General features: G+C 64.1%; 17 protein-coding genes and 3 pseudogenes. 13 read left to right on the forward strand and 7 right to left on the reverse strand.

Going from position 1 to position 24953, the window contains the following annotated elements:
* Window positions 1-519: 519 nt before the first annotated feature.
* A complete protein-coding gene (locus KR227_RS06985; protein ID WP_218364604.1) occupies window positions 520-1578 on the forward strand; it encodes an alpha/beta hydrolase family protein in 1059 nt (352 codons plus the stop codon).
* A 276-nt stretch (window positions 1579-1854) separates the two neighbouring features.
* Here KR227_RS06985 and KR227_RS06990 read toward each other — a convergent pair whose 3' ends face one another.
* Window positions 1855-3501 (reverse strand): VanW family protein, encoded by a 1647-nt coding sequence (locus KR227_RS06990; RefSeq protein ID WP_370625199.1) that lies wholly within the window; start codon window positions 3499-3501, stop codon window positions 1855-1857.
* 381 nt (window positions 3502-3882) lie between these two features.
* Between KR227_RS06990 and KR227_RS06995 the strand changes: the two genes are divergently transcribed.
* The 3 genes and pseudogenes from KR227_RS06995 to KR227_RS10805 form a co-directional block, all read left to right on the forward strand.
* Window positions 3883-4347 carry a universal stress protein gene (locus tag KR227_RS06995; protein ID WP_218364882.1) on the forward strand — a complete coding sequence of 155 codons (465 nt, stop codon included), beginning with the start codon at window positions 3883-3885 and terminating at the stop codon, window positions 4345-4347.
* 3 nt (window positions 4348-4350) lie between these two features.
* Window positions 4351-4545: a DUF2613 domain-containing protein gene (locus tag KR227_RS07000; RefSeq protein ID WP_151529016.1), complete on the forward strand. Its 195-nt coding sequence runs from the start codon at window positions 4351-4353 to the stop codon at window positions 4543-4545.
* 40 nt (window positions 4546-4585) lie between these two features.
* A pseudogene (locus tag KR227_RS10805) lies at window positions 4586-6313 on the forward strand (alpha-(1->3)-arabinofuranosyltransferase family protein); the annotation flags it as partial.
* Between the two features lie 1027 nt (window positions 6314-7340).
* On the opposite strand, the gene KR227_RS07005 reads toward KR227_RS10805, so the two are convergent.
* Window positions 7341-8423 carry an acyltransferase gene (locus KR227_RS07005; RefSeq protein WP_218364605.1) on the reverse strand — a complete coding sequence of 361 codons (1083 nt, stop codon included), beginning with the start codon at window positions 8421-8423 and terminating at the stop codon, window positions 7341-7343.
* A gap of 93 nt (window positions 8424-8516) precedes the next feature.
* Between KR227_RS07005 and KR227_RS07010 the strand changes: the two genes are divergently transcribed.
* Window positions 8517-9452, forward strand: a complete 936-nt coding sequence (locus tag KR227_RS07010; RefSeq protein ID WP_218364607.1) for a porin PorA family protein — start codon at window positions 8517-8519, stop codon at window positions 9450-9452.
* Between the two features lies 1 nt (window position 9453).
* Window positions 9454-10881, forward strand: coding sequence for a hypothetical protein (locus KR227_RS07015; protein WP_218364609.1), 1428 nt, complete (start codon window positions 9454-9456; stop codon window positions 10879-10881).
* Here the strand turns inward: KR227_RS07015 and KR227_RS07020 are convergent.
* Complete coding sequence (locus KR227_RS07020; protein WP_218364611.1) at window positions 10832-11905, reverse strand: glycosyltransferase family 4 protein; 1074 nt, start codon at window positions 11903-11905, stop codon at window positions 10832-10834. The genes KR227_RS07015 and KR227_RS07020 overlap by 50 nt on opposite strands.
* 26 nt (window positions 11906-11931) lie before the next feature.
* Here KR227_RS07020 and KR227_RS07025 point away from each other — a divergent pair, with 26 nt between their 5' ends.
* A complete protein-coding gene (locus tag KR227_RS07025; RefSeq protein ID WP_218364613.1) occupies window positions 11932-12699 on the forward strand; it encodes a methyltransferase domain-containing protein in 768 nt (255 codons plus the stop codon).
* 3 nt (window positions 12700-12702) lie between these two features.
* On the opposite strand, the gene KR227_RS07030 is transcribed toward KR227_RS07025, so the two are convergent.
* From KR227_RS07030 to KR227_RS07040, 3 genes are all read right to left on the reverse strand, one after another.
* The gene (locus tag KR227_RS07030; protein ID WP_218364624.1) at window positions 12703-13989 is read right to left on the reverse strand and encodes a glycosyltransferase family 87 protein; all 1287 of its coding nucleotides are present in this window, start codon (window positions 13987-13989) and stop codon (window positions 12703-12705) included.
* Between the two features lie 11 nt (window positions 13990-14000).
* Entirely contained in the window at window positions 14001-15377 is a 1377-nt protein-coding gene (locus tag KR227_RS07035; protein WP_218364625.1) for a glycosyltransferase family 87 protein, read from the reverse strand.
* Between the two features lie 470 nt (window positions 15378-15847).
* Window positions 15848-17671, reverse strand: a complete 1824-nt coding sequence (locus tag KR227_RS07040) for a phosphoenolpyruvate carboxykinase (GTP) (RefSeq protein ID WP_218364883.1) — start codon at window positions 17669-17671, stop codon at window positions 15848-15850.
* A gap of 273 nt (window positions 17672-17944) precedes the next feature.
* Here KR227_RS07040 and trmB point away from each other — a divergent pair, with 273 nt between their 5' ends.
* The 6 genes and pseudogenes from trmB (at window position 17945) to KR227_RS07065 (ending at window position 23310) form a co-directional block, all read left to right on the forward strand.
* Window positions 17945-18814 (forward strand): tRNA (guanosine(46)-N7)-methyltransferase TrmB, encoded by an 870-nt coding sequence (gene trmB, locus KR227_RS07045; protein WP_255549186.1) that lies wholly within the window; start codon window positions 17945-17947, stop codon window positions 18812-18814.
* 3 nt (window positions 18815-18817) lie between these two features.
* The gene (locus KR227_RS07050) at window positions 18818-19483 is read left to right on the forward strand and encodes an NYN domain-containing protein (RefSeq protein WP_218364626.1); all 666 of its coding nucleotides are present in this window, start codon (window positions 18818-18820) and stop codon (window positions 19481-19483) included.
* Window positions 19484-19511: 28 nt separating this feature from the next.
* Window positions 19512-20544 (forward strand): annotated as a pseudogene (locus KR227_RS10915) (MMPL family transporter); the annotation flags it as partial.
* A gap of 74 nt (window positions 20545-20618) precedes the next feature.
* Window positions 20619-21660 (forward strand): annotated as a pseudogene (locus tag KR227_RS10920) (MMPL family transporter); the annotation flags it as partial.
* Window positions 21661-21862: 202 nt separating this feature from the next.
* Window positions 21863-22933 (forward strand): YbhN family protein, encoded by a 1071-nt coding sequence (locus tag KR227_RS07060; RefSeq protein ID WP_218364628.1) that lies wholly within the window; start codon window positions 21863-21865, stop codon window positions 22931-22933.
* Between the two features lie 5 nt (window positions 22934-22938).
* The gene (locus KR227_RS07065; protein ID WP_218364629.1) at window positions 22939-23310 is read left to right on the forward strand and encodes a DUF3054 domain-containing protein; all 372 of its coding nucleotides are present in this window, start codon (window positions 22939-22941) and stop codon (window positions 23308-23310) included.
* Between the two features lie 84 nt (window positions 23311-23394).
* Here the strand turns inward: KR227_RS07065 and KR227_RS07070 are convergent, their stop codons facing one another.
* Window positions 23395-24936 (reverse strand): acyl-CoA carboxylase subunit beta, encoded by a 1542-nt coding sequence (locus KR227_RS07070; protein ID WP_218364885.1) that lies wholly within the window; start codon window positions 24934-24936, stop codon window positions 23395-23397.
* Between the last annotated feature and the right edge of the window lie 17 nt (window positions 24937-24953).

Consider the following 24953-nt stretch of genomic DNA (forward strand, 5'->3'; position numbering starts at 1 on the left):
TTGAGACAAAGCTACCCACCACCCAAGGCCACACCCCACCGCTTGGGGGCAGTGGGACGGCTTCGGTGGCGGGTAGTGAGCTGCATAGTCGAGGCCCCGCCGCGCCTTGTGCGCCGCGCGTTCTCGGCTCTTAGCGCTTAGAACAGATCAAGGTCCACAGCGATGTCAGCGAGCTGGGAGGAACCAGCGTTGAGGAACTGGCCGAGCACGGTGTTGATAGCTACGAGAATCTCTTCGTTCATAAAACGTCCTTATGTCCTATATATATTCTTTCGCGGTGCGGGCTAGGCGGCGGTGACTATCTGCTCGCCGTGGCACCGCTACAGCAGTATCGGGCACCAGACGAGCGGCCTGTACAGAAGAATAGACCACTCGGCGCCATGTTCCTAGGGGCAATTCTGTGACTGGTGTGACAGTCCGGATGTGGGGTAACCACACTCGTAACTCTTTCCAATACGGCGGGAACAGCGTAGTCTTATCGTTGCCTAAAATCTGATTAAGAACTGACATGGGGTTTGTATGACGTTTCGTTTCGTGGCGCCGCTCGTGGCGGCCACCATCGCAGCAGCTGGATTGATCGCGCCGACCGTGGCCGTGCCCACCGCCTCGGTGGCGACGGCCGCTGAGGCCGCACAGGTACACGAGGGCCCCACCCCGGGGTTGGAGACACCTGCGTGGCGGGGCAAGGTGAACAAAACCGACAACATGAAGGAAATGTGGGCCTTCTCCCCGGCGATGAACCGCAATGTGCCCCTCGTGGTCATCACCCCGGAGGATACCTCCACTCCCCGTCCGACCCTGTACCTGCTCAATGGTGGCGATGGCGGCGAGGGCCGTGCCAACTGGGTGAAGCAGACGGACGTGGCCCAGTTCTATGCCGATAAGAACGTGAATGTGGTTATCCCCATGGAGGGCCGCTTCTCCTACTACACCGACTGGGTCAACCCCAAGCAGCCGAATCTCGGCGGCACCCAGCTGTGGGAGACCTTCCTCACCCAGGAGCTTCCCACCCCGCTGGAGTCTAAACTTGGCGCCTCTGGTGAGCGCGGCATTGCGGGCATGTCGATGTCCGCCACCAGCTCGCTGCTGCTCGCCCAGCACAACCCGGAGCTGTACCAGGCTGTTGGTTCCTTCTCTGGCTGCGCCTCTACCAACGATCCGATCTCTGACGCCATGCTGCGCGTGACGCTCAACCGCGCCAATGTCAGCCCGGATGACATGTGGGGCCCGGTCGGTTCGGAGACGCGCGAGTACAACGACGCTGTCGCCCAGGCAGAGTCGCTGCGCGGCAAGGAGATCTACATCTCCAATTCCGCCGGCACCTCCGGTAAGCCGGATATGATCAGCAACCCCCGCTTTGAGAACAACCCCCTGACCGTGGCCAATGTCCAGGTCGTGGGCGGCGGCATCGAGGCTGCCACTAACTGGTGCACCCACCTGCTCAAGGCCAAGATGGACAAGCTCGAGATTCCCGCCGAATTCAACATCCGCGATACCGGTACCCACCAGTGGAGCTACTGGCAGATGGATCTGCGTGACTCCTGGCCCGTCTTCGATCGCGCGTGGAGCACGAACTAAAAGCCGCCCGCGAAACAGCCACGTCTCGGCCCGAAAGAGGCCGTGAGTAACCGCAGCGCCCCGCACACCTTCACGAGGAAGGCCGTGCGGGGCGCTGCCGCGTTCCCTTCCTCTGCTGCGCCTATCTCTAGCGATCCGGCACCAGGGGGACACTACGCGGCACCGTCTTCACCGCCCCACGCGGCTACGCCTTCCGCGGCTACTACAAAGCCCCACCACCGCTGGCTGCGGTGATGGGGCGTGAGGCCCGGAGGCTACTCCGTGTTGTTTGCGGGTCTAGCTGCAGCGGACGATCGGCTGCGGATCGTAGACCGTTTGTTGGGTTTCCCGCGAGATCTCTGCTCCAGAGAGGTTGCGGATGATGCGGGTGTCAGAGGTGGTGAAACCGGGGGCTCCGGAGGAGGGCGAGCAGTCATCGCCGGAGAGGCTAATGCGGTGCGGCTGAGTGGGCGCCCAGCGGCCACCGGAGACCGATTCCACCTCTACTTCCTTGACGCCCTTGAACTCCACAGTGATTTCGTTGCCGTGCACCCAGGAGGAAATAAGAACTGGGTGCTGTGAGGTGTTCTTGAACTGGAGGTCGATCAATCCCTCAAAGACGGTGGCTTCGCGTCCCGCTGGGTAGCGGGAGATGTAATAGGAGTGCGGGGTATGCGCCACATCCTCCATGCCGGCGAAGTAGGCGGCGTTGTAGAGGGTGGTAGCAAACTGAGAAATGCCTCCGCCCACGGCTGTATCGGCGCGGCCGTTGAGAATGATGCCGGATTCCACGAAGCCTTGGGCGGCGCCCCGCGGCCCGGTATAGCCATTGAGCGAGAAGGTTTGCCCAGGCACCACCACGGCCCCATCGACGATCTGGGCTGTGAGCGCGATATTGGTGCCCGAAGGCCCAGAGAAGTCGCCGGTGGTAAATGTCGATACCGTCTCGGAGAAGCTCGCCTGCTGGGCCTGCTCGGTGGTGTATGTGGCCGGTTCGTCCTCATAGACAGCGTCGAACTCGCGGGGCTCATCGCCCAGGATGCGCTGCTCGAGGCCATCCATCACGGTGTCCCACTGGATGTGCACCCCATCGACGCTCGGAATTACTTCCCCACCACCACGGGTGAAGCTGGCGTTTTTCATCTCCACCTCGGTCTCGGAGAGAGTCTCGCCAAGGATGGCGCGGGCGGCCTCCTCATTGTATTCGCTGCGGAGGTGCTCCCCCTCGGGCACGAAGGTGATGACCTCGCCCATGCGCTCCACGGGAATCTGGCCGCTGACATCCTCACGGCCGCGCACGACCACCGGCCCGGACAACGCCGTGGCGGCATCCTTCTGGGCTGCAGAGCTATCGCGCACGGCAGGTTCTTCAGAGCTTGCCGATACTTCCACTCCCTTGGTGTCGAGCCACCGCTCCGGCAGGGATGCCTCCAGTCCCTCGCGGGAAGGATGTTGGCCATTAAGCGGCTCGTCGACGATCACCTCGCCGTTATCGAGCCGGACCGCGGCGTCGCGCGGCGGCCGGGAAAGCTCCTCGCTTACGCGATCCACCCCAGAGGCGAAGGCGGCATCATCCACGGCGCTGACCACATCGGTTTCCTGACTGCGGAACAGCGCAGCGATCTCGCGCACCGGATTAAGGGAGGTGTGCGGGGCCTGGGCCACGGTGTGCTCCCAGTCGGCGGACAGGCCAATCTCGGCGGGCACCACCTGGGTGTCCATCTCGCCAGCGCGCACAGTTACGGGCTGCTCCTCCACCCCGGCGAGGCGAGTGGCAAGCAACTCGCGGGCCTCGGCCTCGCTGAGCCCGCCCACGGCCACGCCGTTGATTTCGCTATTGCGCTGAAGCTTGTCTTTGCCCAGCAGATAGTTCGCCAGCAGCGCTACACACGCCACCGCGAGCAGCCCCACGACGACGAGGAGAGAAATTTTGCGCACATTCACGTTTCTCAACCTTACTAATCGCGCGTGTTCTTGGCGATTTCCTATCTCGTCTTAAGTCTGCCTGAGAATATGCGTCTAGCCAGCTCAACAGCACATTTTTCACCTTCAGCGAGACAGAAAAGTGATTATTGTGACTGTTGTGACGCATGGGTTTTAGCTCTCTAGGGTATGACCAACCGCTCTCCATCACCTACACTGGAAGGGGTTTTGTCATAGATAGATCACGCTCCAGTACCGTACGCGGTGCTGGTGGCGTGGCTGTGGCATACATACACAAACGAGACGACGCCGCGCCCACCCCTCCCCCGAGGACGCTGGGCGCGAGATATACGAGAACGAAGGAAAGGGGCACTGTCACCGGTGTTTGAATCCACCCAGACGATGCTGGTTGCCTATGACGGTTCGCCGGAATCGCAACGAGCACTCGACTACGCCGCCGCGCTGCTAGCGCCGAAGCACGTGGAGATCATCACCGCGTGGGAACCGCTCTACCGCCAGGCCGCCCGCGCCGCCGGACAGTCGGGAATGAAGCTCTCGGATATGCAGTCGACCGATGATGAAACCGAGGACCCCGCCTATCAGCAGGCGCTAGCCACCTGCCGCGAAGGCGTCCAGCGCGCCGAGGAACTGGGCTTTTTCGTGAAGGCACACCTCGTGGAATCGGCCACCTCTATCTGGTCGGCCATCATCGACGCCTCCGAGGATCTCCGCCCCGATGTGATCGTAATTGGCACTCGCGCCGAAACCGGAATACGATCTTTCTTCAGTTCTTCGACGACAGAAAGTATCGTCCACAACACCAACATTCCCGTGTTCGTGGTTCCCCCGGAAGACAATGAGGATTAAACCATGGCTCTTGAATCAGATAGCGTCACTCGCCGCACGATTGGCCCCGCGTTTGCCTCTGCTGTCGTCGGCCTCCTTCTAGGGATGGTTGCAATCCTTGGCCTCTCCATCTTCTCCTCGCAAGACACCGTCCCTCAGTCGCACGCGGTCAATAGCGACGACGCCCTCCTCGGCGGCGTCGAATACGGCACCCGCTAGTCTGCCCTCGCCGGGGCGCTCTCGTCTCTCTTTCTCCCGCATGGCCACCACCCTGCGGGTCTCACCCCATGCCCGCGTCCATCTGCTGGCATGGTTATTCGCGGCGCTGTGTTCCTTCGGCTCCGCCTGGGGGCGCACCGCCGCCGACACCAAACTTGATCTGGCGCTCAATCCCGCCGGCTTTCTCGCCCGAGCGGTGCGGCCGTGGACCGATGTGTTCCCACTCGGCCAGCTGCAGAACCAAGCCTATGGCTATCTCTTTCCCCAAGGCTTCTTCTTTCTCCTCACCGAGCCACTGCCCGACTGGGTAGCCCAGCGGCTGTGGTGGACCCTCATACTGGGTCTTTCCTTTTCTGGGTTTTATCGCCTAGCCGGCACATTGCGGCTACCGAGCCCTATTCTCGGCGCGGCCGCCTATGCTCTATCCCCGCGGATTCTCACCACGCTCGGTGCGATCTCCTCTGAAGCCTGGCCGGTGGCTCTCGTGCCGTGGATCGTGGAGCCGCTGGTCCGCGCCAAACCGGCGCTGGGCCGCGCCATTATCGCGGTGGCATGTCTCGGCGCGGTCAATGCCACCGCCACCATCGCCGCATGTATTCCCGGCGGTTTCGTGCTGCTCTTCCGCCACCGCTGGGTGGACTTCGGCCACTTCCTCATCGGCTCCATCTTGGTGAGCATGTGGTGGCTGGTGCCGCTGGCCACCATGGGCCGGCTCTCCCCGCCTTTTACCGACTACATCGAAAACGCGCACATCACCACCGGCAACCTCAACGGGGTGCAGGTGCTGCGCGGCGCCACCAGCTGGACCCCCTTCGTCGATAGTGAACGCCTCGCGGGGCATGTCCTCGCGCTCAACCCGATTCTGGTGTTGGCCACCGTCGCGGTGGCGGCCGCCGGTATTGCTGGGCTAAAGCGGATGCGCGGCCAAGGAATGTGGATCACCCTGCTGCTCATCGGCGTGGTTATTCTTTGCGGCTCGCACTATGTCACGGGCTTCCTCGACGGCCCCGGCGCGCTGCTGCGCAATGTGCACAAGTTCGATCCCTTGGTGCGGCTGCCGCTGTGTATCGGTATCGCCTGCCTCAGCGTGCACTGGCACAAGCTGCTCTACATCGCCACGGCGCTGGCGGTGGTGATGGCCAGCTCGCCGGCGTGGTCGCTGCGGCTGGCACCCCGGGGCACATTCGAGCAGGTGCCCTCCTATGTCTACGAGACCGCAGACTGGCTGAACACGCACGGGCAAAATACCCGCACGCTGATCTATCCGCCGGTGCGCTTCGCCCGCCAGGATTGGGGCTGGACCCGCGATGAGCCGCTGCAGCCACTGCTGGAGGTGCCGTGGATTGCCCGCGACGCGGTCCCCCTCGTCAATCCGGAAGCCATCCGCGGCCTCGATGGGGTGATGGACTCGCTCCAGGATGGTTCCTTCGCGGCGCTGCCCCAGCTCGGCGTGGGCTTGATTGCGGTGCGCCACGATGTGGGCCAGCGCGCCGGCACGGAGCTGGTAGACGCCGCCGAGGAGCAGGGCTTGACGGTGCACTCCTTCGGCAAGATGGATGTGATCGAGATCGATCCCGAGCGCGGCGCCTCAGTGGTGGATCAGCCCATCGACCAGGTGCTGGGCGGTGGAGAATCGCTGGCCTTGATCAATGAGGTGTTGGGCTATGAGCCGCGCCAGCTCACCAGCACGCCCGAGCAGGCGCAGATCATCACCGATACTCCCCTGGCCATTGCGCGCAACTATGGCACCGGGCAGCATTCGGGTCTCTTGGCCCACCGCGAGGAAGCGCCCGATATTAAGAATCCGGTGATCGACTATCCCTCCCAGGCACCGAAACTGTGGCTGCGGGAAACCGGCGGTACTGTTACCGCCGGCCCGAATGCCGCGGATGCCAGCAGTATCTACGGCCCGCGCCCGAATCACTCCCCCACCGCCGCGGTGGATGGCTTCGCCGGTACCGCCTTCTACGGCGATTGGTTGAGCCTCGATCCGGAGAATGACGATGTGCGCACCCTGAAGCTGCAGATTCGGGGCCGCTCCGGCGATCTTCTGGTCAATGGCACCCGCGTATTTATGCGGGAAGGCGAGACCGCCGAGTTACGGGTAGACGAGTTGCCGGTGCGCATTATTCCAGGCCCGGGCCAAGGGATCGCCGAGGCCGATATGGGTATCCGCCGCGAGATCGTGGTGCAGGGCTCGCCCAGCGCCCAGCACTATCTATTTAGCCAGCGGCAGGTGTATACCGGTGTGCTCGCCCGCACCCTGGTGCTCCCCGAACCGGCGCGCCTTGAGCTGCGCACCTCCTCCTGCGGGGCGTGGACGAATACGCTTATCGACGGCACACCCCACGGCTGCGGCCCCGTCGAGCTGGACGCGGGGGAACATCGCCTCTCCACCAATGCCGAGTGGCTGATGCTCACCAATCCCCACGCACCGTCGGCGCCACGGAAGCAGCTGGTGGATACCTCCTATTCCTTCAACCCGGGTCTGAGCATGGGCGATGCCCCGCCCACCACCATCAATGCGGGTATGCAGGCCTTTGAGGCCGATGCCCTCGCCCCGCTGCGCTTCCCGCGGAGCTATCTGCTGGTCGGCGTGATCATTTCTCTGCTCGCCGCGGCCTGGGCGCTCTATCTGCCCACCACACCGCGGATCCCGGGGGTATTTCGCCCGAATCCGCGCTATGCCGTGCTGGCCCCACTGGTCTTCGGCCTGCCGGGACTTATCGGCATTGTGGTGGCATGGATCGTGGAGCGCTGGACCACGCTGCGGATCGCCGGGCTGAGCGTGCTGGTTACTGGTCTGTGGCTCCAGCGCGGCGTCGAGGCTGGCGGGCACGTGCTGACCCAGGCAGCCATCGCCACAGCCCTCGCGCTGGCCGCTCTACCAGGTGGTAAGACAGATACGCCACCGGCAGGGTCAGCCCCAGAGTCACCGCAGTAATCAGCAGGAAGTTGCCGGTGAACGGGCGCATGCCCAGAAGCGGAAACACCATTTCTAGCACCACCACATGCCAGAGGAAGATGGAATACGAGATGGTGCCGAGCTGGCTGAATAGGCGCGAGTCGAGCAGCCGCGAGCCCGGCGCGAGCGCATAGGGCACCAGCACCACGGCGGCGAAGGCGGCGCCGGCGATCACGCGGCGCAGAAACTCCAGCGGGGAGGGGTGCTCGAGGCCGAGCGGGCCGAAGAACTCTTGGCCGGCCACAAAAAGGATGGCGGCAGCACAGATCCACCAGATCCAGCGGCGGCGCAGCCATCTCTCTGCGGTGGGCGTGGGCTGAATGCGGGCCGCCAGCAGCCCCACGGCGAACCAGCAGGTATAGGCGGGCGGGAAGATCTGCCAGTTGGGGCCGCCGGCAGGGAAGGGAATAAAGGCCCAGCCGAGACTGAGCAGCGCCAGCCCGAGAATGATCCACCGTTTCCGGGAGATAAAGGGAAATACCAGATAGAAGGCCACTTCCACGCACATTGACCACAAGTGGGTGATACCCGGCAGCAGCCCGTGGGGCAGATAGATCTGGGCGAAGAAGAAGGTGGCGATCACCGCCGCTGGGTCGGCGTCGAAATTGGCTGGCAGGATAATCAACGCGGTGGCCACACACACCACATAGGCGGGCACCACGCGGAAGAAGCGCTTGGCATAAAAGGAGCGGCGGGTGCGATAGTCGCCGCGGGCCAGCAGATAGGCGGAGAGCGCAAAGAAGAGCGCGACGAAGAAGTCGAAACGCCCTAAAAATCCACCCACCAGCGAGCTGGGGTCCATGCCAGACTGAAAAGAGGTGTGGGTGAGCAACACTCCGCAGGCGGCAACGGCGCGCAAACCCTCGAGGCTTGGATTGTAACTGCGCGGCGTTGCGTAGGATTGAGGGGACACGACACTTATTGTTTCATACCCTCAATTGATACTTCACTGTTCGCAGCGCGGTGGCTTCACCGCCACGAACGCCCGCCTAGAAGGAGAGTCGACGTGGCCCGCGGTAGCAGAACCGGCAGCATCGTCTCGCTGCTCATCGCCCGAGTATTCCTCGGTGCCGCCGTCTTTTTCGTGGCCTTGTCCTTCATCATCTACACCACGTGGAAGTTCAGCGAGGGCTCGTTGCCGCGCAGCTACGCCACGCATGTCACCACCGTGCCCAGCATCGCCGTGGGGTCGCTGGCAGAAGGCCAGACGGTGACTAAGGACAGCAGTGTGGTCCTCGGCGAGCCCGCGGACCGGGAGAATGTGACGGCCGAGGCGCGCACCACGGTGCGCTCCCAGGAGCAGGTGCTCTACCGCGAGGAGGATTCGGTTACTCTCAGCCGCGGCACTGGCTATCCCGTGGACACGGCGTCGTCACGCTATATGGGCGGCGCCCCGGGGCTGATCGTCGGTTCCACTCTGACCCATTCTTCTTTTGTGCGCGTCGGCCTGAACTATCGTTTCCCGCCGACGGCCGGGAAATCCTCCTATCCCTATTTTGATACGGTGCTGCAGGCCTCGGTGCCGGTGGACTTCGTGGATGCCGTGGATTATCACGGCGAGGAGGTCTTCACCTATCACCAAGAGATCGGCCCCGTGCGGGTGATCGGCGGGTATTACGCGGTGGAGCGCGATATCACGGTGGAGCCTTTTACCGGAATGATCGTGGACCTAAAAGAGCGTCCCCTCTGGTTCACCGCGCCCGATGCCCCCACCGCCGAACAGCGCACCGCCGAGTTTTTCGCCGGCGCCTCCGCGGTAGAGGGCACCGTGTTCAGCGCCCGCTTCGACTGGGATGAGGGCACCACATCCCAGCAGTGGGCCGAAGCCGAGCGCAAACTCAGCGCCTTCCACGCCATGCGCTTCACCCAGTATCTCAGCCGCACCCTGTCCTTCCTGCTGCTCATCGCCGCCGCCGTCACCTACCTGCGGGCGCGGAGCTAACATGCGCGGCCGCGTCTTCGCCCCCGCACTGCGCGGGACGACGCTGTCATGGGCCATCGTGGCGCTCTGCCTGGGCATGCTCGCCCTGACGCTGCTGCGTAGTGGCGTGCTCATCACCCGCGACATGGTGCTTATCGACACCCCGGCGCTCAGCGCGGATGCACTCGGGGTGGGTGATCTCGCCGCCCGCAATGTGCCCCAAGACGGGCTGTTGGCACTGCTGGGCCAGATCCTGCCGGCCTCTTGGTTCGCCCGTGCCCTCATCCTCGGCTCGGCCGGTATAGCCGCCTGGGCCGCCTGGGGCTATGGGCCGCTCGGGGTGGGGCTCACGCTGTGTAATCCCTTCACCATTGAGCGCCTCGCCCAAGGCCAGTGGTCGCTGGTGATCGCCGCTTGGCTTTTGCCGGGGATCGCCGCCAGCGCCCAGCATCCGCTCCGGCAGCTCAGCCTCGTGTGGCTTGCCAGCCTCACCCCCACCGGCGCGGTGGTGGCCGGGGTGGTGGCGATTCTCACCCGCCCCGCACTCAGCTCGGTTGCGGGCGCGGCCGCGGTGTCCTTGCCCTGGCTCGTGCCCGCGCTGCTCAATCCACCCAGCAGCGCGGCGGGGGCCGCCTTCGCCACCCGCCCCGAGGCCGATCTCGGCCCAGAGGCGCTGAATATCACCGCCACCGTGGTGGGCTTGGGGGGAATCTGGAACGCCGAGGTGGCCCGCACCGGCGGCGTGATCGCGGGGGCGCTACTCTTCCTCCTCCTGCTCACCGGTCTGCGCGCGGCACCGCTCCGGCTGGTGCTGCTCGGCGCCGCCGGGATCCTCGCCGCGGCCTGTAGCCTCGATCTGCAGGGGATTCCAGGCGGGGCGCTCTTCCGCGATACGCATAAATTTGTTCTTTTCGCCCTGCCGGCCTACGCGGCTATGGCCGCCGGTATTCGCTGGCTGTGGCTCCAGGGCGTAGGGCTGGTGCTGCTGGCGCTCAGCGTGCCACAGGCCCCGCAGCAGCTGGCTGAGCTGCGCCCCGTTCCCGCCGACTCCTCCTGGCAGCGCCTCCACGAGGAGGCTGCGGGGGTGGATGTGCTGCTGGTGGGCCCCGCCACCGCGATCACCACCTATGAGGGGCGGGTGGCGGTGGATCCGCGCACCAAGGCGGTCGCGGCCGTCCAGCCTGGGGGCCTGGTGGTCGATGGAAAAGTCGTGGACCCGCCGAACCCGCGCTGGGAGCAGGCCATGGCGGCCTGGGAGCGTCGCGATGATGCCGCCTTGGCGCAGCTCCAGGTGGGGCTGGTGGTCGATGGTGAACATACCCACCGGGTCGCCGGGGTGGAGCCTCGGCCGCACGGCCATGGGCTAGCACTGCTGGTGTGGTGGCTGCTGCTGCCGCTATTTATCGGGCTTCGCGCTCTACGAGTTCGGCGAAGGCAGCACCCGTCGTAGCCCAGGAATAGTGCTCGGCGCGCTGCCGGGCGGCTTCGCCGAGACTGGTGCGGCGCGCGGGATCCGCAATCAGCTCCGCCGTTGCGGCCAGCAACTGCTCGGGGGTATCCACCAGCACCCCGGTCTCACCATCGAGCACGGAATCGCACAATCCCCGCGAGCTGCGATAGCCAATCGTGGGCACCCCGTGCTGGGCGGCCTCCACCACCGCGAGGCCCCAGCCTTCCTTGCGGGAGGGCATCAGGTGAATATCGGCCCGCTCCAGCAAGGCGTGTTTGGCCTCCTCCGAGACGTGCCCGTGGAAATGGATATTCTCCCCCGCGATCGCGCGGAGGTTCTCCTCCCACCAGCCGGAGCCGATCACATCCAGCTCCACTCCGAGGGCGTCCGCCACCTCGATGGCGTGCTCGATCTGCTTATGTGGCACCAGCCGCGACAGCGTCACCAGCCGCGGGCCAGAGGCCGGGGAGAGGGCGTCGAAATGCGGTACGGGATCGACACCATTATGGATGACGCTGATATCGCGCACCCCCAGCTCGCGAAGCTCACTCGCGGAGGCCTCGGAGACGGTGACCCAGCGGGCGTGGCGATAGACCCGCGGCGCGACCGTGGACTCCAAAAACCAGCCCAGCTGCGCCAATCCGGGCCCCGCCACCGGCCATTGCTCGCGATGGCAGTGATGGGTGAGCACCACGGTGGGGGCATTCAGGAACAGCTTGGCGAAGAAGGGAATGCCATTCTGGGTATCCACCACGGCATCGACCCCGCGCAGCTCCCCGATGCCGACACGCCCAGCCAGCATGGCCAGCCACGCCCGCGGATAGACCGTGAGCCGGCCGCCCGCCCGCCGAAAACGCACCCCCGCGCGGCTCGTGGTAGCAGGGGCGTTCTCATTGGCCGCGGTGCGGAAAATCACCTCATGGCCACGCTCCACGAGGTGCTCCGCGACGCGCTCAAGATAGCGCTCACTACCACCGCCTTGAGGGTGGGTGGAGTCGCGCCAGCAGAGCAGGAGAATCTTCATCACCCCCAAGCCTATAATGGAGCCCCATGCGCACCATATTCCGCTCGGCTCTCAACCGCCTGAATGGGCAGCCCGCACCGCACACCTTCTCGCGAGCCACCTTCGGGCGCACGTGGTCACTACTGCGCTCCTTCCCCCTCGAACAGGCTGACCCCGACGTCTTTTATACGGGCCTTGCCCGCGACACCGCCGAGCTTATCGACGCGCTCTGCACGGATTATGGCGTGTCCCTGCACGGCTCCCGGGTGCTCGATGTGGGCGGCGGCCCCGGCTATTTCACCTCCGAGTTTGCCGCCCGCGGCGCCCGCTATATCTCCTGCGAACCCGGGGAGCTGGCCACCGATGTGCGCGGCTCGGGCATGCAGCTGCCCTTCCTCGATAACAGCTGCGAGATCACTTATTCCTCCAATGTGGCCGAGCATGTGCCCGAGCCTTGGACCATGGCCGATGAGATGCTGCGCGTCACCGCCCCCGGCGGGCTAGTGGTGTTGTCCTACACCATCTGGCTGGGTCCTTTTGGCGGCCACGAAACCGGGCTGTGGCAGCACTATGTGGGCGGGGAGTTTGCCCGCCGCCGCTATAGGAAGAAGCACGGCCACGAGCCCAAGAACATCTTTGGCACATCGCTATTTAACGTCTCCTGCGCCGAGGGCCTGCGCTGGGCAGAGAGCACGGGGCAGCTGGTGCTGGCCTTCCCCCGCTATCACCCATGGTGGGCGTGGTGGGCCGTGCGGGTGCCGCTCTTCCGCGAATTCGCTGTGTCGAATCTGGTGGTCGTGCTCCGCAAAAACTAACCCCTAGCGGCCCACAAACTCCCGCCGCAGGCCGCGGCCAATCTCCGCCACGCTGGGCCGATGCGCCACCACCGCGCCGAAGAGCAGCACCAGCGAGGGGCCCAGCAGTACCACCAGCGGGGCGAGATCCCACGACAGCTCCCCCTCCCCTGCGGCAAAGGGCGGCAGGAGCAGCAGCAAAAATGCCACCGCCCACCACCAGCGATACAGTGCCACCACGCCGATGATGCCCACCGCGCCTATCAGGGCATAGTGCACCCACAGCACACTCGAGACGCTGGTGGCACCCAGCATCATCACCACCGCAATGATCTCGAATTTCTTGGTGCTCTCACTGCCCATCAGCGCCAGCGCCCCCACCGCGAGAACAACGAGGATGAGCAGCTTGATGGGCAGCGCCCAGGGGGAGGACTCCTCGAAAACGCCCACGATGGCCTCCGTTCGCACCGGCATAATGAGCAGCGCATCGATAGCCACATTGTGCGGGGCCAGGGTGTGGGCGCCGATCCACCCCACCGTCTCCCGCCACGCGCTGAACACGGAGCTGGGGACGAGAAGATAGGACACTAGGCCCGCGATCGCGAGCAGGCCGGTGGCGATGAGCCCGGCGCGGCGTCGTGAAGCGAAAAGCAGCATAGCCACCACCACCGCCACCGGGGTGATCTTGATGAAGGCGGCCACCGCGATGCACACCCCGGCCAGCCAGGGGCGGCGTTGGCTCAGCGCCACGCTCAGCGTGATGAGCGCATAGATAAAAGGTGAAGTTTGGCCCAGGGTGATACTGGCCTGCGCCGCCGAGCTCAGCCACACCAGCGTGGTAACAGCCACCAGCACCCCAGGGTGTGGGGCACGACCGGTCCACAGCGCAATCGACGCGGCCGCCAGCAGGGTGAGGGACACACCGGTGATCACCGCTCCCAAGGCGATAAACACCGGGAAGCTCATGATCATGGTCAGCGGGGCGAGAATATAGGCCACCGCCGGTAGGTGCACATAGGGGTGCGGCACTAGGGTGTGCTCGGCGATGAGCTCGGCCTCGTGGGTCCACTCCGGGCCGGTGAAGAGCCCATAATCATTGGGGTCGATGGCATAGAGTGCATCTGCATGCCCGGTGGCCACCAAGCGGCCTGCGATCCACCAGCTGGCAGCATCATCCGGCGTGGCCAGGCGCAGCTGCGCATATAACGTCAGAGCAGCGAAAGCCGCAGCCACCAGCCACACCGAGGCAGGGAATATCCCCCGCGTCGCTAGAGAGGAGGCGTGATGCGCGCGGGCTGCAGAAGAAACCATAAACGCGAAGTTTAGCGCCGGGCGCGGCGCGGGGGCGACTCCGCAGGCCGGCCGCTACGCCGATAGCGCGGGCGGCTAGCACTAGGGCGCGCGGCGCTGGGTCTCGGCGTCGGTGCGGCTGCAGGCACGGGCGTGGCCGCGGATGCAGGAGCGGGTGCGGGGCGGCCGCCGATCTCGGCGAGCATCCCGCGCCACACCGAGCGGAAGGATACCCCCTCGCTACGCATGATCTCGCCCACTACCAGCAGCACCGTGGGAATCACCAGCAGCGCCAACGGCGCCCATTGCAGCGCCCCCGGGGTGGTGTCCATATCTACGAAATGCCCGCCGAGTGGCTGATAGGCCAGCAGCAAGACACCGAGTACCCAGTAGCGGCGGTGCAGAATGAGCACTCCGGCAATCGGCAGAAATGCCACCAGACCATAGTGCAACCACACCACACCGGATACCGAGGTGGCCACCAGCAGAATCGCCACTGCCGAGATTTCACACTTATAGCGCGACTGGGTGCCCATGAGCAGCACGAGGCCAAGGCCCACGAGCAGCACATAGAGGCCATTGAGCACGGTCGCCGCGGCCGGGGTGCCGGGAACGGCCTCCACCTGCACCTCTAGGGTGGTGCGCTCGGCAAAGAGCGAATCGAGGGAGGCATTGATGGGCACCGCCAAGGTGTGGGAGTTCATCCACGCGATCGTGTCTCGCCACGCCGTGATGACGGCATTGTCCACCAGCAGCAGGGTCAGCACCGCGCCCGCAGACACCACGGCCAGGCCCACCAGCCCCGCGCGGCGCCGCGATGCGAAACCCACGAGCACCACGATCAACGCGACTGGGGTGATCTTGATGAGCGCCGCGATACCAATGAGCACTCCCGCGATCACGGGGCGGCGTTCCGAGAGCGCCAACGCCATCGCGATGGTGGCATAGATAAAAGGTGAGGACTGCCCGAGCGTGATACTCATCTGGCTTGCCGCGCACAGCCACAGCGCCACGCTGCCGAGCCACAGGGCGGAGGTCGACGGCGCCGAACGGGTAAAAAGGCTGATACTGGCCGCCACGATCACCACAATGCAGGCGCCGCTGATTGCCGAGCCCAGGGTGGCGAAGGTGGAAAAGGACATGATGTGGGTGAGCGGCGAGAGCACATAGGCCACTAAAGGAATATGCACATAGGGGTGCGGATAGGGCGAGACATCGCGGATGAGTTCCGCCTGCTGCGCCCACGCCTCGCCGGTATATGACGCAAAGTCAGTGGTATCGACCGCGTAAATCGCATGGGCCTGCCCGTCTGCCACGAGCGAGGCCGCAATCCACCACGAGGCCAAATCGTCCGGATAGCCGGAGCGGCGGAAGAGCCACAGGGTCAGTACCGCGAATACCGCAGCCACCACCCATACTCGCGGCGGAAACAACCCTTCGCTGTGCTGGGCGCGGGAATGCCGACCGAGCGGTGGGCCCTTGAGGGTCCGCTCCCACTCGCCCGTCGTATCGCCAGCACTAACGCCGGCGCCACGTGCACCAGCTGCGTCACGTGTACTAGCTGTGCCCCGTACGCCGCGCGAGGACGCTAACTGCCGACCCCGTCGCGGGGCATCCCGTCGCTGAGCGCTTGGCATATACGTTGCACGTCCATTCCGTTTTATCCAGGCGAAGTTATATTCTCTCGGATAGTTTAGCGAAGGAATACACCCCGCGGCAGGCGGGCGCGCAACGACAGTGCACCGGCGCCGCGCGCGGCCGCGGCGGACGCAGATACGCCGACTGCCCGACCCCGCAGCCCGTCTTCCCCTCAGACGCGAGGGGAAACAACGGTGCTCGATCGGGACCGGGCAGAACAGGTCTGTCTCAGAGGAGGAGACTACTTGGCGTCGGCAATACGCTTCTTCAGAGCGGCGAACTGCTCATGCACCTCGGCCGGAACCTTGGGGCCGAGCTTCTCCAGCCATGCCTCGTTATCGGCCAGATCGCCCTCCCACTGCTCGGCGGGGGCGCTCAGTGCCTCTTCCACATCGGCGACCGGGGTGTCCAGGCCGGTGAGGTCGATGTCCTCCACCTTGGCGGTGTGGCCCACCACGGTCTCGGTGGCGCCCACGCGTCCCTCGATGCGATCGATGATCCACTTGAGCACACGAGAGTTCTCGCCGAAGCCGGGCCAGAGGAAGCGGCCATCGTCGCCGCGACGGAACCAGTTGACCAGGAACACAGACGGCATCTTGTCGCCGCCCTTGGTGCCCATGTCAATCCAGTGCTGCAGGTAGTCACCGGCGTTGTAGCCGATGAAGGGCAGCATGGCCATCGGGTCGTGGCGCAGGGAGCCGACCTTTGCCTCGGCGGAGGCGGCGGTCTGACCGGAGGAGAGGAGCGCACCAATCATGGTGGCGTGATCCCAGTTGTGTGCCTGGGTTACCAGCGGCACGGTGTCGGGGCGACGGCCACCGAAGAGGATGGCGTCGATCGGCACACCCTGCCAGTCGTTGAACTCCTTGGCGGCCACCGGGCACTGCGAGATCGGCACGCAGTAGCGGGAGTTCGGGTGGGAGGAGGGCTGCTCGGAATCCGGGGTCCACTCATTACCCAACCAGTCGATGGCGTGATCGGGCTTGTTCTCCAAGCCTTCCCACCACACATCGCCGTCGTCGGTGAGCGCAACGTTGGTGAACAGGGTGTTGCCCGGCTCCATGGTGCGCATGGCGTTGGGGTTGGAGGAGTAGTTGGTGCCCGGGGCCACGCCGAAGAAACCATTCTCCGGGTTCACGGCGTAGAGGCGACCATCCTCACCGAAGTGCAGCCACGCGATGTCATCGCCGACCACCTCGGCGCTCCAGCCCTCAAGGGTGGGCTCGATCATGGCCAGGTTGGTCTTACCGCAGGCGGAGGGGAAGGCGGCAGCCACGTAGTAGGACTTGCCCTCCGGGGAGTTGAGCTTGAGGATGAGCATGTGCTCGGCCATCCAGCCCTCTTCCTGGGCCATCACCGAAGCGATGCGCAGGGCGTAGCACTTCTTGGCCAGGATGGCGTTGCCGCCATAGCCGGAGCCGTAGGACCAAATCTCCTTAGTCTCCGGGAACTGGGTGATGTACTTGGTGTCATTGCAGGGCCACGGCACGTCCTCCTGGCCCTCCTCCAGCGGCGCACCCACGGAGTGGAAGCAGTGGACGAAATCGCCATTCTCGCCGATCTTGTCTAGGGCTTCCTGACCCATGCGGGTCATGATGCGCATGGACATGACCACATAGGCGGAGTCGGTCAGCTGCACGCCCAGCTTCGGGCTGGGATCATCGATCGGACCCATGCAGAACGGCACCACGTACATGGTGCGGCCCTTCATGGAGCCCTTGTACTGCTCCAGCATTTCCTCGCGCATCTTCACCGGGTCGGCCCAGTTATTGGTGGGGCCGGCACCCTCCTCGCTGTGCGAGCAGATGAAGGTGCGGGATTCCACGCGAGCAACGTCATCGGGGTTCGAGCGAGCGAGGTAGCTATTGGGGCGCTTCTCCTCGTTCAGCTTGATCAGGGTACCCGCTTCCACGAGCTCGGCGGCGAGTCGGTCCCACTCGTCCTGAGAACCATCAGCGAACACCACACGATCGGGCTGGAAGAGATCGACAGCCTCAGCGATCCAGGTGAGCAGTTCTTCATTCTTGGTAGGGGCGGGGCCTTCAAGGCCTTTGATAGCGGTCATCGCTTCTCCAGACATGTGCATCACTCGACAGACTTTCACTACCAAGATTAATGAAGTGCCTGCATGCTGAACCCGTGTTTTGGATCGCTTTTGAGAAAAGCTACGAATATTCGCTGGAACGAACACCTCTTTCAGTGAGCTTTTGGGCATAAGTCACACCTTATGCGGAGGGGCCTCGCCCCACTTTGGGGGTATTTACTCGATATAACTACCCCAGACCATGACCGGACGGACACTAGCTATTATTGAACTTTTACCCATCCACTTGGAAGAATGTCTCAAGTGTCTACTAGTGATAATTCTGATTCTCGCGCTGTAGGTGGTCACACCACCTCCGCAGCGACTCCGTCTTCCCCCGCACCGCGCAATGATGCTGGCCGCGACCGTGCCGTCGGCGACCTGCCGGGCGGTCGCCCGCTCCAATCCGATTTCGACGATGGCTTGGACTATCCGCGGCTCGGCTCGGTGAGCTTCCGCCGCGGCACTCTCACCGATAATCAACAGGCCCTCATGGAGGAGCACTGGCCCCGCTTGGGCACTGTGCTCTCTGATGAGCGCATCGATCCCACCACCTGGTTCGGCCGCGAGGCACGCACCATCGTGGAGATCGGCTCCGGCACCGGCACCTCCACCGCAGCGATGGCCCCGCTCGAGGCGGACACCAATATCATCGCCGTGGAGCTCTATAAGCCCGGGCTGGCGAAGCTGCTCGGCAGCGTCGTCCGCGAGGGCATCGACAATATCCGCATGGTGCGCGGCGACGGCATCGAGGTACTCAACCGCATGATCGCGCCTGCCTCCCTCGACGGGGTACGCATCTACTTTCCGGATCCGTGGCCCAAGGCGCGGCACCACAAGCGCCGCATCATCCAATCCGGGCCGCTGCACCTCATCGCCTCCCGCCTCAAGCCGGGCGGAGTACTGCACGTGGCCACCGACCACGCCGACTACGCCGAGTGGATCGATGAGCTGGTCGAGGTCGAGCCCGCACTAGAGTACATGGGGTGGCCATGGGCTGAATGCCCTCAGCTCACTGACCGGCAAGTTATTACCAAGTTCGAGGGCAAGGGCCTCGATAAAAGCCACGTGATTCGTGAATATCTGTGGCGCAAGCGTGACGACGCTACCCCGAAGGAGATCTAGGCCATGAGTGATTTCGTGGAACTGCACCACCGCTATGACGATTCGGGGCGCGTCGGCCCGGCCAATATGCTGCTGGTGTGGGACGGACCGAACCTCGATATGGGGCTCGGCGCGCTGCTCGGTGGCCGTCCTTCCGGCGCCCAGCGCCCCCGCTTCGATGCGGTGGGCCGCTGGCTGATCAACGAGGCCGCCACCATCGATCCCGCCATCGATCCTGAGGCCACCGTCTTCACCAATGTCTCCCCCGACGCCGCCGAGGCCGTGCGTCCCTGGGTGGATGCGATGCGCAATATGGGTTTCGCGGTATTCGCGAAGCCTAAAACGGCGGAGGATTCCGATGTGGATCCCGATATGATCCGCCATATTGAGCGTCGAGAAGCAGAGGGCGTACTCAAGGGACTCGTGGTGGCCAGCGCCGATGGCCGCAATTTCCAAGACACTCTCGAGCGGATCGCCGCCACCGGGGTGCCGGTGACCGTACTGGGCTTCCACGAGCACTGCTCGTGGGCGACCGCCTCGGAGTCACTGCGTTTTGTTGATCTCGAGGATATTGACGGCGTCTTCCTCGAGCCCCTGCCGCGCATCACCTTGGACAACCTTCCCGAGGATGGCGCGTGGCTGCTGCCCTTCCGTCCGCTGCGTGCGCTGCTGAATTCCAAGCCGCACTAGGCCGCGGGGATAGACGAGGAGCTACACCATGTTCTACAAGTGGGGACTGCTGTCCTATCGTTTCCGGCGCATCGTCCCAGCGGTGATCGTGCTGGTGATCCTTGCGCTCTACGCGCTGGCCGGCACCAAGCTGGAGGACCGGATGAGCCAGGAGGGCTGGGATGATCCCGGCTCCAGCTCAACCCAGGCTGCCCAGATCGAGCTGGACACCTTCGGCCGCGATAACAACGGCGATGTGATCCTGCTCTTCGAATCCATCGGCGATCGCCCCCTGGACGATCCCGCCACGGTGGAGCAGGCCCGCGACTTCCTCGCCCGCCTGCAGGAGCAGCATTCGGGGCAGATATCGCATGTCACGAGCTACTTCGATAACCGCAATGACCAGCTGGCCACGGCCGATAAACGGCTGGCCTTCGCGGCCATCGGATTACAGGGCGATGGGGAACAAACCCTGAAGGATTTCCGCGCCGTGGGCGAGGACTTCACCCCGCCGGCGCATATGCTCAACGACGATGTCCGCGTGGACGTGGCCGGCGCCACGGCCATCGCCGATGCCCTCGATAAGGGCATGGCCGGCGATATCAAACGCGCCGAGCTGGTGGCACTGCCCCTGGTGGGCTTGTTGCTGCTCATCGTCTTCGGCTCGCTGATCGCCGCGGTCATGCCGCTGATCGTGGGTATTCTCTCCATCTTCGGCTCGCTGGGCGTGCTCAGCGTGCTCGCCGAGTTCACCCAAGTGAACGTATTTGCCATGTCCGTGGTGACCCTGCTCGGGCTGGGGCTGGCTATCGACTATGGGCTGTTCATGGTCTCCCGTTTCCGCGAAGAATTGGATGCTGGGCGCGATGTGCGCTCCGCGGTGGCCATCACCACCGCCACGGCGGGGCAGACCGTGGTGTTCTCCGCGGCCATGGTGGCGGTGGCCCTATCGGGGCTGCTGGTCTTTCCCCAGGCCTTCCTCAAGTCCATCGCCTATGGCGCTATCTCCGCGGTGGGTCTGGCGGCGCTGCTCTCCATCACGGTGCTGCCCTCGATCTTCGGCATGCTCGGCCCCAATATCAATAAGCTGCGGGTGCGCTCGGTATCCAAGCGGAAAGAGGACATCGAAACCTCGGTGTGGGCGCGTATCGCCGGCTGGTCCATGAAGCGCGCCAAGATGGTGACCTTCGGCATCACCGCGCTGCTCATCGCCTTGACCATCCCCTTGGGCGGGGTGAGCTTCGGTGGCATCAATGAAACCTATCTGCCGCCGACCAATGATGTGCGCCAAACCCAGGCCAGCTTTGATCAGAACTTCCCGCAGTACCGCACCGAGCCCATCAAGCTGGTGGTGACCGGCGCTGATAATGCCGCGCTGGTGAATATCTACCAGCAGGCCAACCAGGTACAGGGGCTCACGGGGCGCTTTACCCCCTCCTCCCCCACCGAGAATGGCACCACTGTCCTCTCGGCCGGTATTGAGAACCGTTCGCAGAACAAAGCCGTGGTGGATCAGCTCCGCGATATTGACACCCCCGACGGCGTGGAGGTCTACATCGGCGGCACCCCAGCACTTGAGATCGAGTCCATCGAGGCGCTCTTTGACCGGCTGCCGTGGATGGCGGTGTATATCATCGCCGCCACCTTCATCCTCATGAGCATCGTCTTCGGTTCGATCATCCTGCCGGCCAAGGCCGTCATCATGACCATCCTCACCCTCGGCACCACCTTGGGTGTGCTCACCTGGATGTTCGTCGATGGCCTCGGCGCCGATCTCTTCAACTTCACCCCCGGCCCGCTGATGAGCCCGATCCTGGTGCTCATCTCCGCCATCGTCTACGGCCTATCCACCGACTATGAGGTCTTCTTGGTCTCCCGCATGGTGGAATCCCGCAAACGCGGCGCCACCACCGACCAGGCGATTCGCTATGGCACCGCGCACACCGGCTCCATCATCACGGCCGCGGCGCTCATCATGATCGTGGTCTGCGGCGCCTTCGGCTTCTCGGACATTGTGATGATGAAGTACATCGCCTTCGGCATGATCGCTGCATTGCTTCTCGACGCCACCATCGTGCGCATGTTCCTCGTGCCCGCTGTCATGCACCTGCTGCGCGAGGACTGCTGGTGGGCGCCGCGCTGGGTGCAGCGGGCCTCCGAATTCGTCGGCCACGGTAAGGAGCCGCTCGCCGCCGTGGCACCGACCACTGCGCAGCAGAGCGACTACGCTGAGGCAGAGGAGCCTAGCAACGTCGAGGTCTATCCAGAGGATCTCACGGTGCGTAGTGGCACCCCCGCCGAGGACACTAATCAACTCATCCCCTTCCATGACCTCATGGCCCGCCTCGAGAGAGAACAACAGGGCGAGCATGGTCGCGGGCCCGCGACGAAGGGAGACTAATGCTGCAGATCCTGCGCAACCCTTGGGTTCGTTGGCTGTTCCCGCTGGTGGTGCTCGGGATTGTGCTCATTATCTTCCGCGATAAGCTGCCCTTTATCGCGGAAGGCTTCATGGAGCTCGACGATATGGCCGGCCGCGGCATGGCCCTGGCCATTATCAGCTCCATTCTGGCCCTCGTGGCCATGGCCGAGGTGATGTATGTGTTTATGCGGGCCGGGAAGGTACACGCGTCCCGGCTCCAAGCCAATGCCCTCACCTTCGGCTCCAATGCCTGGTCCACCTCCTTTCCCGGTGGACCAGCTTTTGCCACGGTGCTGCAGTATCAAATCATGAACAGCTGGGGCGCCGGCCCCGCCATCAGCACGTGGTTCTTGGTGCTCTCCTCTACCCTGTCTACGCTGTGGCTGGTGGCGCTCGGCGTGATCGCCATTATCTTCCTCGGCGCCTCGCTGTCCTTGGGCTCGTTGCTGCTCACGCTGGCGGTGCTCTTGGCGCTATCCGCGCTCACCTATTGGGCCTCCTCTAACCCGGATACGCTCAAACGTCTCCTCCGGCCGCTGAGCTCCCGCACATCGCTATCGATTAACCATCACATCGATCAGCTCAAGGCCGCCCACATGGGGTTCGGTACTTTCCTTTACGCGGCCAGCATGTCTTTCCTCAACTGGGTCTTCGATATTGTCACGCTCGTCGGGGCGGTATGGGCGGTGACCTATCAGCTGCCCGATATCTATGGCGGCGAGAACAAAACCACCATTGCTGGCATAGCGCTCGCTTTTGTGACCGCCAAGATCGCCGGCACCGTGCAGGTCACCCCCGGCGGCCTCGGGCCGGTGGAGGCGGCCATGATGGGCACGCTCGTGGCCACCGGCATGACCGCCGCCCAGGCCTTCTCCGCGGTGTTTATTTACCGACTCATCAGCCTCGGACTCATCACCATCCTCGGCTGGATCATCTACTTCTTCGGCTTCTCCAGCCGTGGGCTCCACCCGCGCCCCGAGGTCAAAGAACACCAAGACCCCGTGGCCCGCGGGAGAAATGCCGATCCTGCGGGTGGGTCAGTAGATTAGAGCCTATGGCTCGATATTTTCTCGGCGATGTCCTCGCCATCGTTCTCTTTGCTCTCCTTGCCCGTATCGCCCACCAGAGCGACACGATGCCGCTCAGTGCCGCCGGGGTGGCTGATACCGCCTGGCCCTTCCTCATCGGCACCCTCCTAGCATGGGGCGTCATCTACCTCGCAGCCCTCGAGCCATGGCGCATCGCCCCCGCCGGCATCAGCGTCTGGCTGTGCAGCGTCATCGCCGGGCTGGGAATCTGGGGACTGCGCCACGGCGCGCTACCGCACTGGTCCTTCATCATCGTCGCCTCGGTGATGTCGCTGGTGCTGCTGCTCGGCTGGCGCCTGGTGGCGGCCCGCATGAACAAAGGCAACGCCGCCATCTAGCACCCAGCGGCACAACAACGCCGGCACCCCACCTCCCTGACGTGGCGGGAGATGGGGTGCGAGTGGGCGTCGATAAGCGCCCTGCTACATCGGAATAATGGTGTGCTTCTTCGGCAGATCCTCCACCTGCTTCGTGGCGAGCTGGCGGAACGCCTGGCGCAGCGCCACGCGGGTGGTATTGGGTTCAATCATGGCATCCACATAGCCACGCTCAGCCGCCACATAGGGGCTAGTCATGTTCTCGTCATAGAAGTCCATGAACAGCTTCTTCATATAGGCGCGCTGCTCCTCCGGCATCTGCGCCAGCTTCTTGCCCTGAATCATCACCGCCGCGGCGGCCGCACCCATCACCGCGATCTGGGCGGTGGGCCAGGCAAGGTTGATATCGCCGGAAAGGTTCTTCGACCCCATCGCCGCATAGGCGCCGCCATAGGCCTTGCGCACAATCAACGAGACCTTGGGCACGCTGGCCTCCACCAATGCGAAGGGCAGCTTGGCGCCACGGTGGATCAAGCCCACCTTCTCCTGCTGCACCCCGGGCAGGTAGCCGGGGGTATCCACCACGAAGAGCAGCGGAATATTGTAGGCATCGCAAATGCGGATGAAGCGGGTGGCCTTATCGGAGGCATCGGCATCAATACAGCCCGCATAGTGCAGCGGATTATTGGCCACAATGCCCACCGACTTGCCATCGATGCGGCCGAAGGCGGTGATGATATTGGGCGCGAAATTCTCCTGAATCTCCAGCACATCATCGCTATCGAGCAGCTTCGGCAGCAGCTCCTGCATGTTGTAGCCGGCGTTCGTATCATCCGGCATAAACAGATCGAGCTCGCTGGCCTGGGCCACGTCCTCATCGGCGGGCGCCCAGAACTCCGGCGCCTCATCGAAGCAGGTCATGGGCAGATGCGCCATGAGGTCCTGCACATAGGCGAAGGCCTCGTCTTCCGAGGACGCCACATAGGAGACATTGCCGTTGAGCTCCTGCTCGCGGGCACCGCCCAGCTCGGCGGAGGTGATCTCCTCGCCGGTGACCTCCTTGATCACTGCGGGGCCGGTGACATACATTTCGGCACGATCCTCCACCGCCACCACGAAGTCGGTGGTGACCGGGGCGTAGACGGCGCCGCCGGCGCACTTGCCCATCATGATGGAGATCTGCGGGGAACGGCCCGAGAGCGGCATTTGGCGGCGGGCAATCTCGGAGTACATGGCCAGCGAGGTCACGGCGTCCTGAATGCGGGCGCCGCCGGAATCCTGAATACCAATCACTGGGCAGCCAATCTTGATGGCCATGTCCATGATCTCGCACACCTTGCGGCCGAAGGTCACGCCCACCGAACCGCCATAGACGGTCTTATCGTGGGCGTAAATCGCCACGGTGCGGCCATCAATGCGGCCATAGCCGGTGACCACGCCGTCCGAGTAGGGAGCATCCGCCTCGTCTGGGGTCCGGCCCAAGGCGCCGACCTCCACGAAGGAGCCGGCGTCCAGCAGCCGAGCGATGCGCTGGCGCGGCGTGGTCAAACCTGCCTCGTCGCGCTTACGGCGAGAACGCTCACTGCCGGGATCCTGCGCCTTTTCCAGGCGTTGGCGCAGATCAGCGAGCTTCTCAGCCGTGGTCATCGGATTCACTATCGTTT

The organism is Corynebacterium sp. TAE3-ERU30 (assembly GCF_019209925.1).
Lineage (GTDB): Bacteria > Actinomycetota > Actinomycetes > Mycobacteriales > Mycobacteriaceae > Corynebacterium > Corynebacterium megadyptis.

Bases quoted from the DNA above. Each gene is read 5' to 3' on its own strand.
- KR227_RS07000 (WP_151529016.1), top strand. From the start codon at position 4,351: ATGGCTCTTGAATCAGATAGCGTCACTCGCCGCACGATTGGCCCCGCG.
- KR227_RS07050 (WP_218364626.1), top strand. From the start codon at position 18,818: ATGAGTGATTTCGTGGAACTGCACCACCGCTATGACGATTCGGGGCGC.
- KR227_RS07060 (WP_218364628.1), top strand. From the start codon at position 21,863: ATGCTGCAGATCCTGCGCAACCCTTGGGTTCGTTGGCTGTTCCCGCTG.
- KR227_RS07030 (WP_218364624.1), bottom strand. From the start codon at position 13,989: ATGGTTTCTTCTGCAGCCCGCGCGCATCACGCCTCCTCTCTAGCGACG.
- KR227_RS06985 (WP_218364604.1), top strand. From the start codon at position 520: ATGACGTTTCGTTTCGTGGCGCCGCTCGTGGCGGCCACCATCGCAGCA.
- KR227_RS07020 (WP_218364611.1), bottom strand. From the start codon at position 11,905: ATGAAGATTCTCCTGCTCTGCTGGCGCGACTCCACCCACCCTCAAGGC.
- KR227_RS07025 (WP_218364613.1), top strand. From the start codon at position 11,932: ATGCGCACCATATTCCGCTCGGCTCTCAACCGCCTGAATGGGCAGCCC.
- KR227_RS07065 (WP_218364629.1), top strand. From the start codon at position 22,939: ATGGCTCGATATTTTCTCGGCGATGTCCTCGCCATCGTTCTCTTTGCT.
- KR227_RS06995 (WP_218364882.1), top strand. From the start codon at position 3,883: ATGCTGGTTGCCTATGACGGTTCGCCGGAATCGCAACGAGCACTCGAC.
- KR227_RS07070 (WP_218364885.1), bottom strand. From the start codon at position 24,936: ATGACCACGGCTGAGAAGCTCGCTGATCTGCGCCAACGCCTGGAAAAG.
- KR227_RS07040 (WP_218364883.1), bottom strand. From the start codon at position 17,671: ATGACCGCTATCAAAGGCCTTGAAGGCCCCGCCCCTACCAAGAATGAA.
- KR227_RS07015 (WP_218364609.1), top strand. From the start codon at position 9,454: ATGCGCGGCCGCGTCTTCGCCCCCGCACTGCGCGGGACGACGCTGTCA.
- trmB (WP_255549186.1), top strand. From the start codon at position 17,945: ATGTCTCAAGTGTCTACTAGTGATAATTCTGATTCTCGCGCTGTAGGT.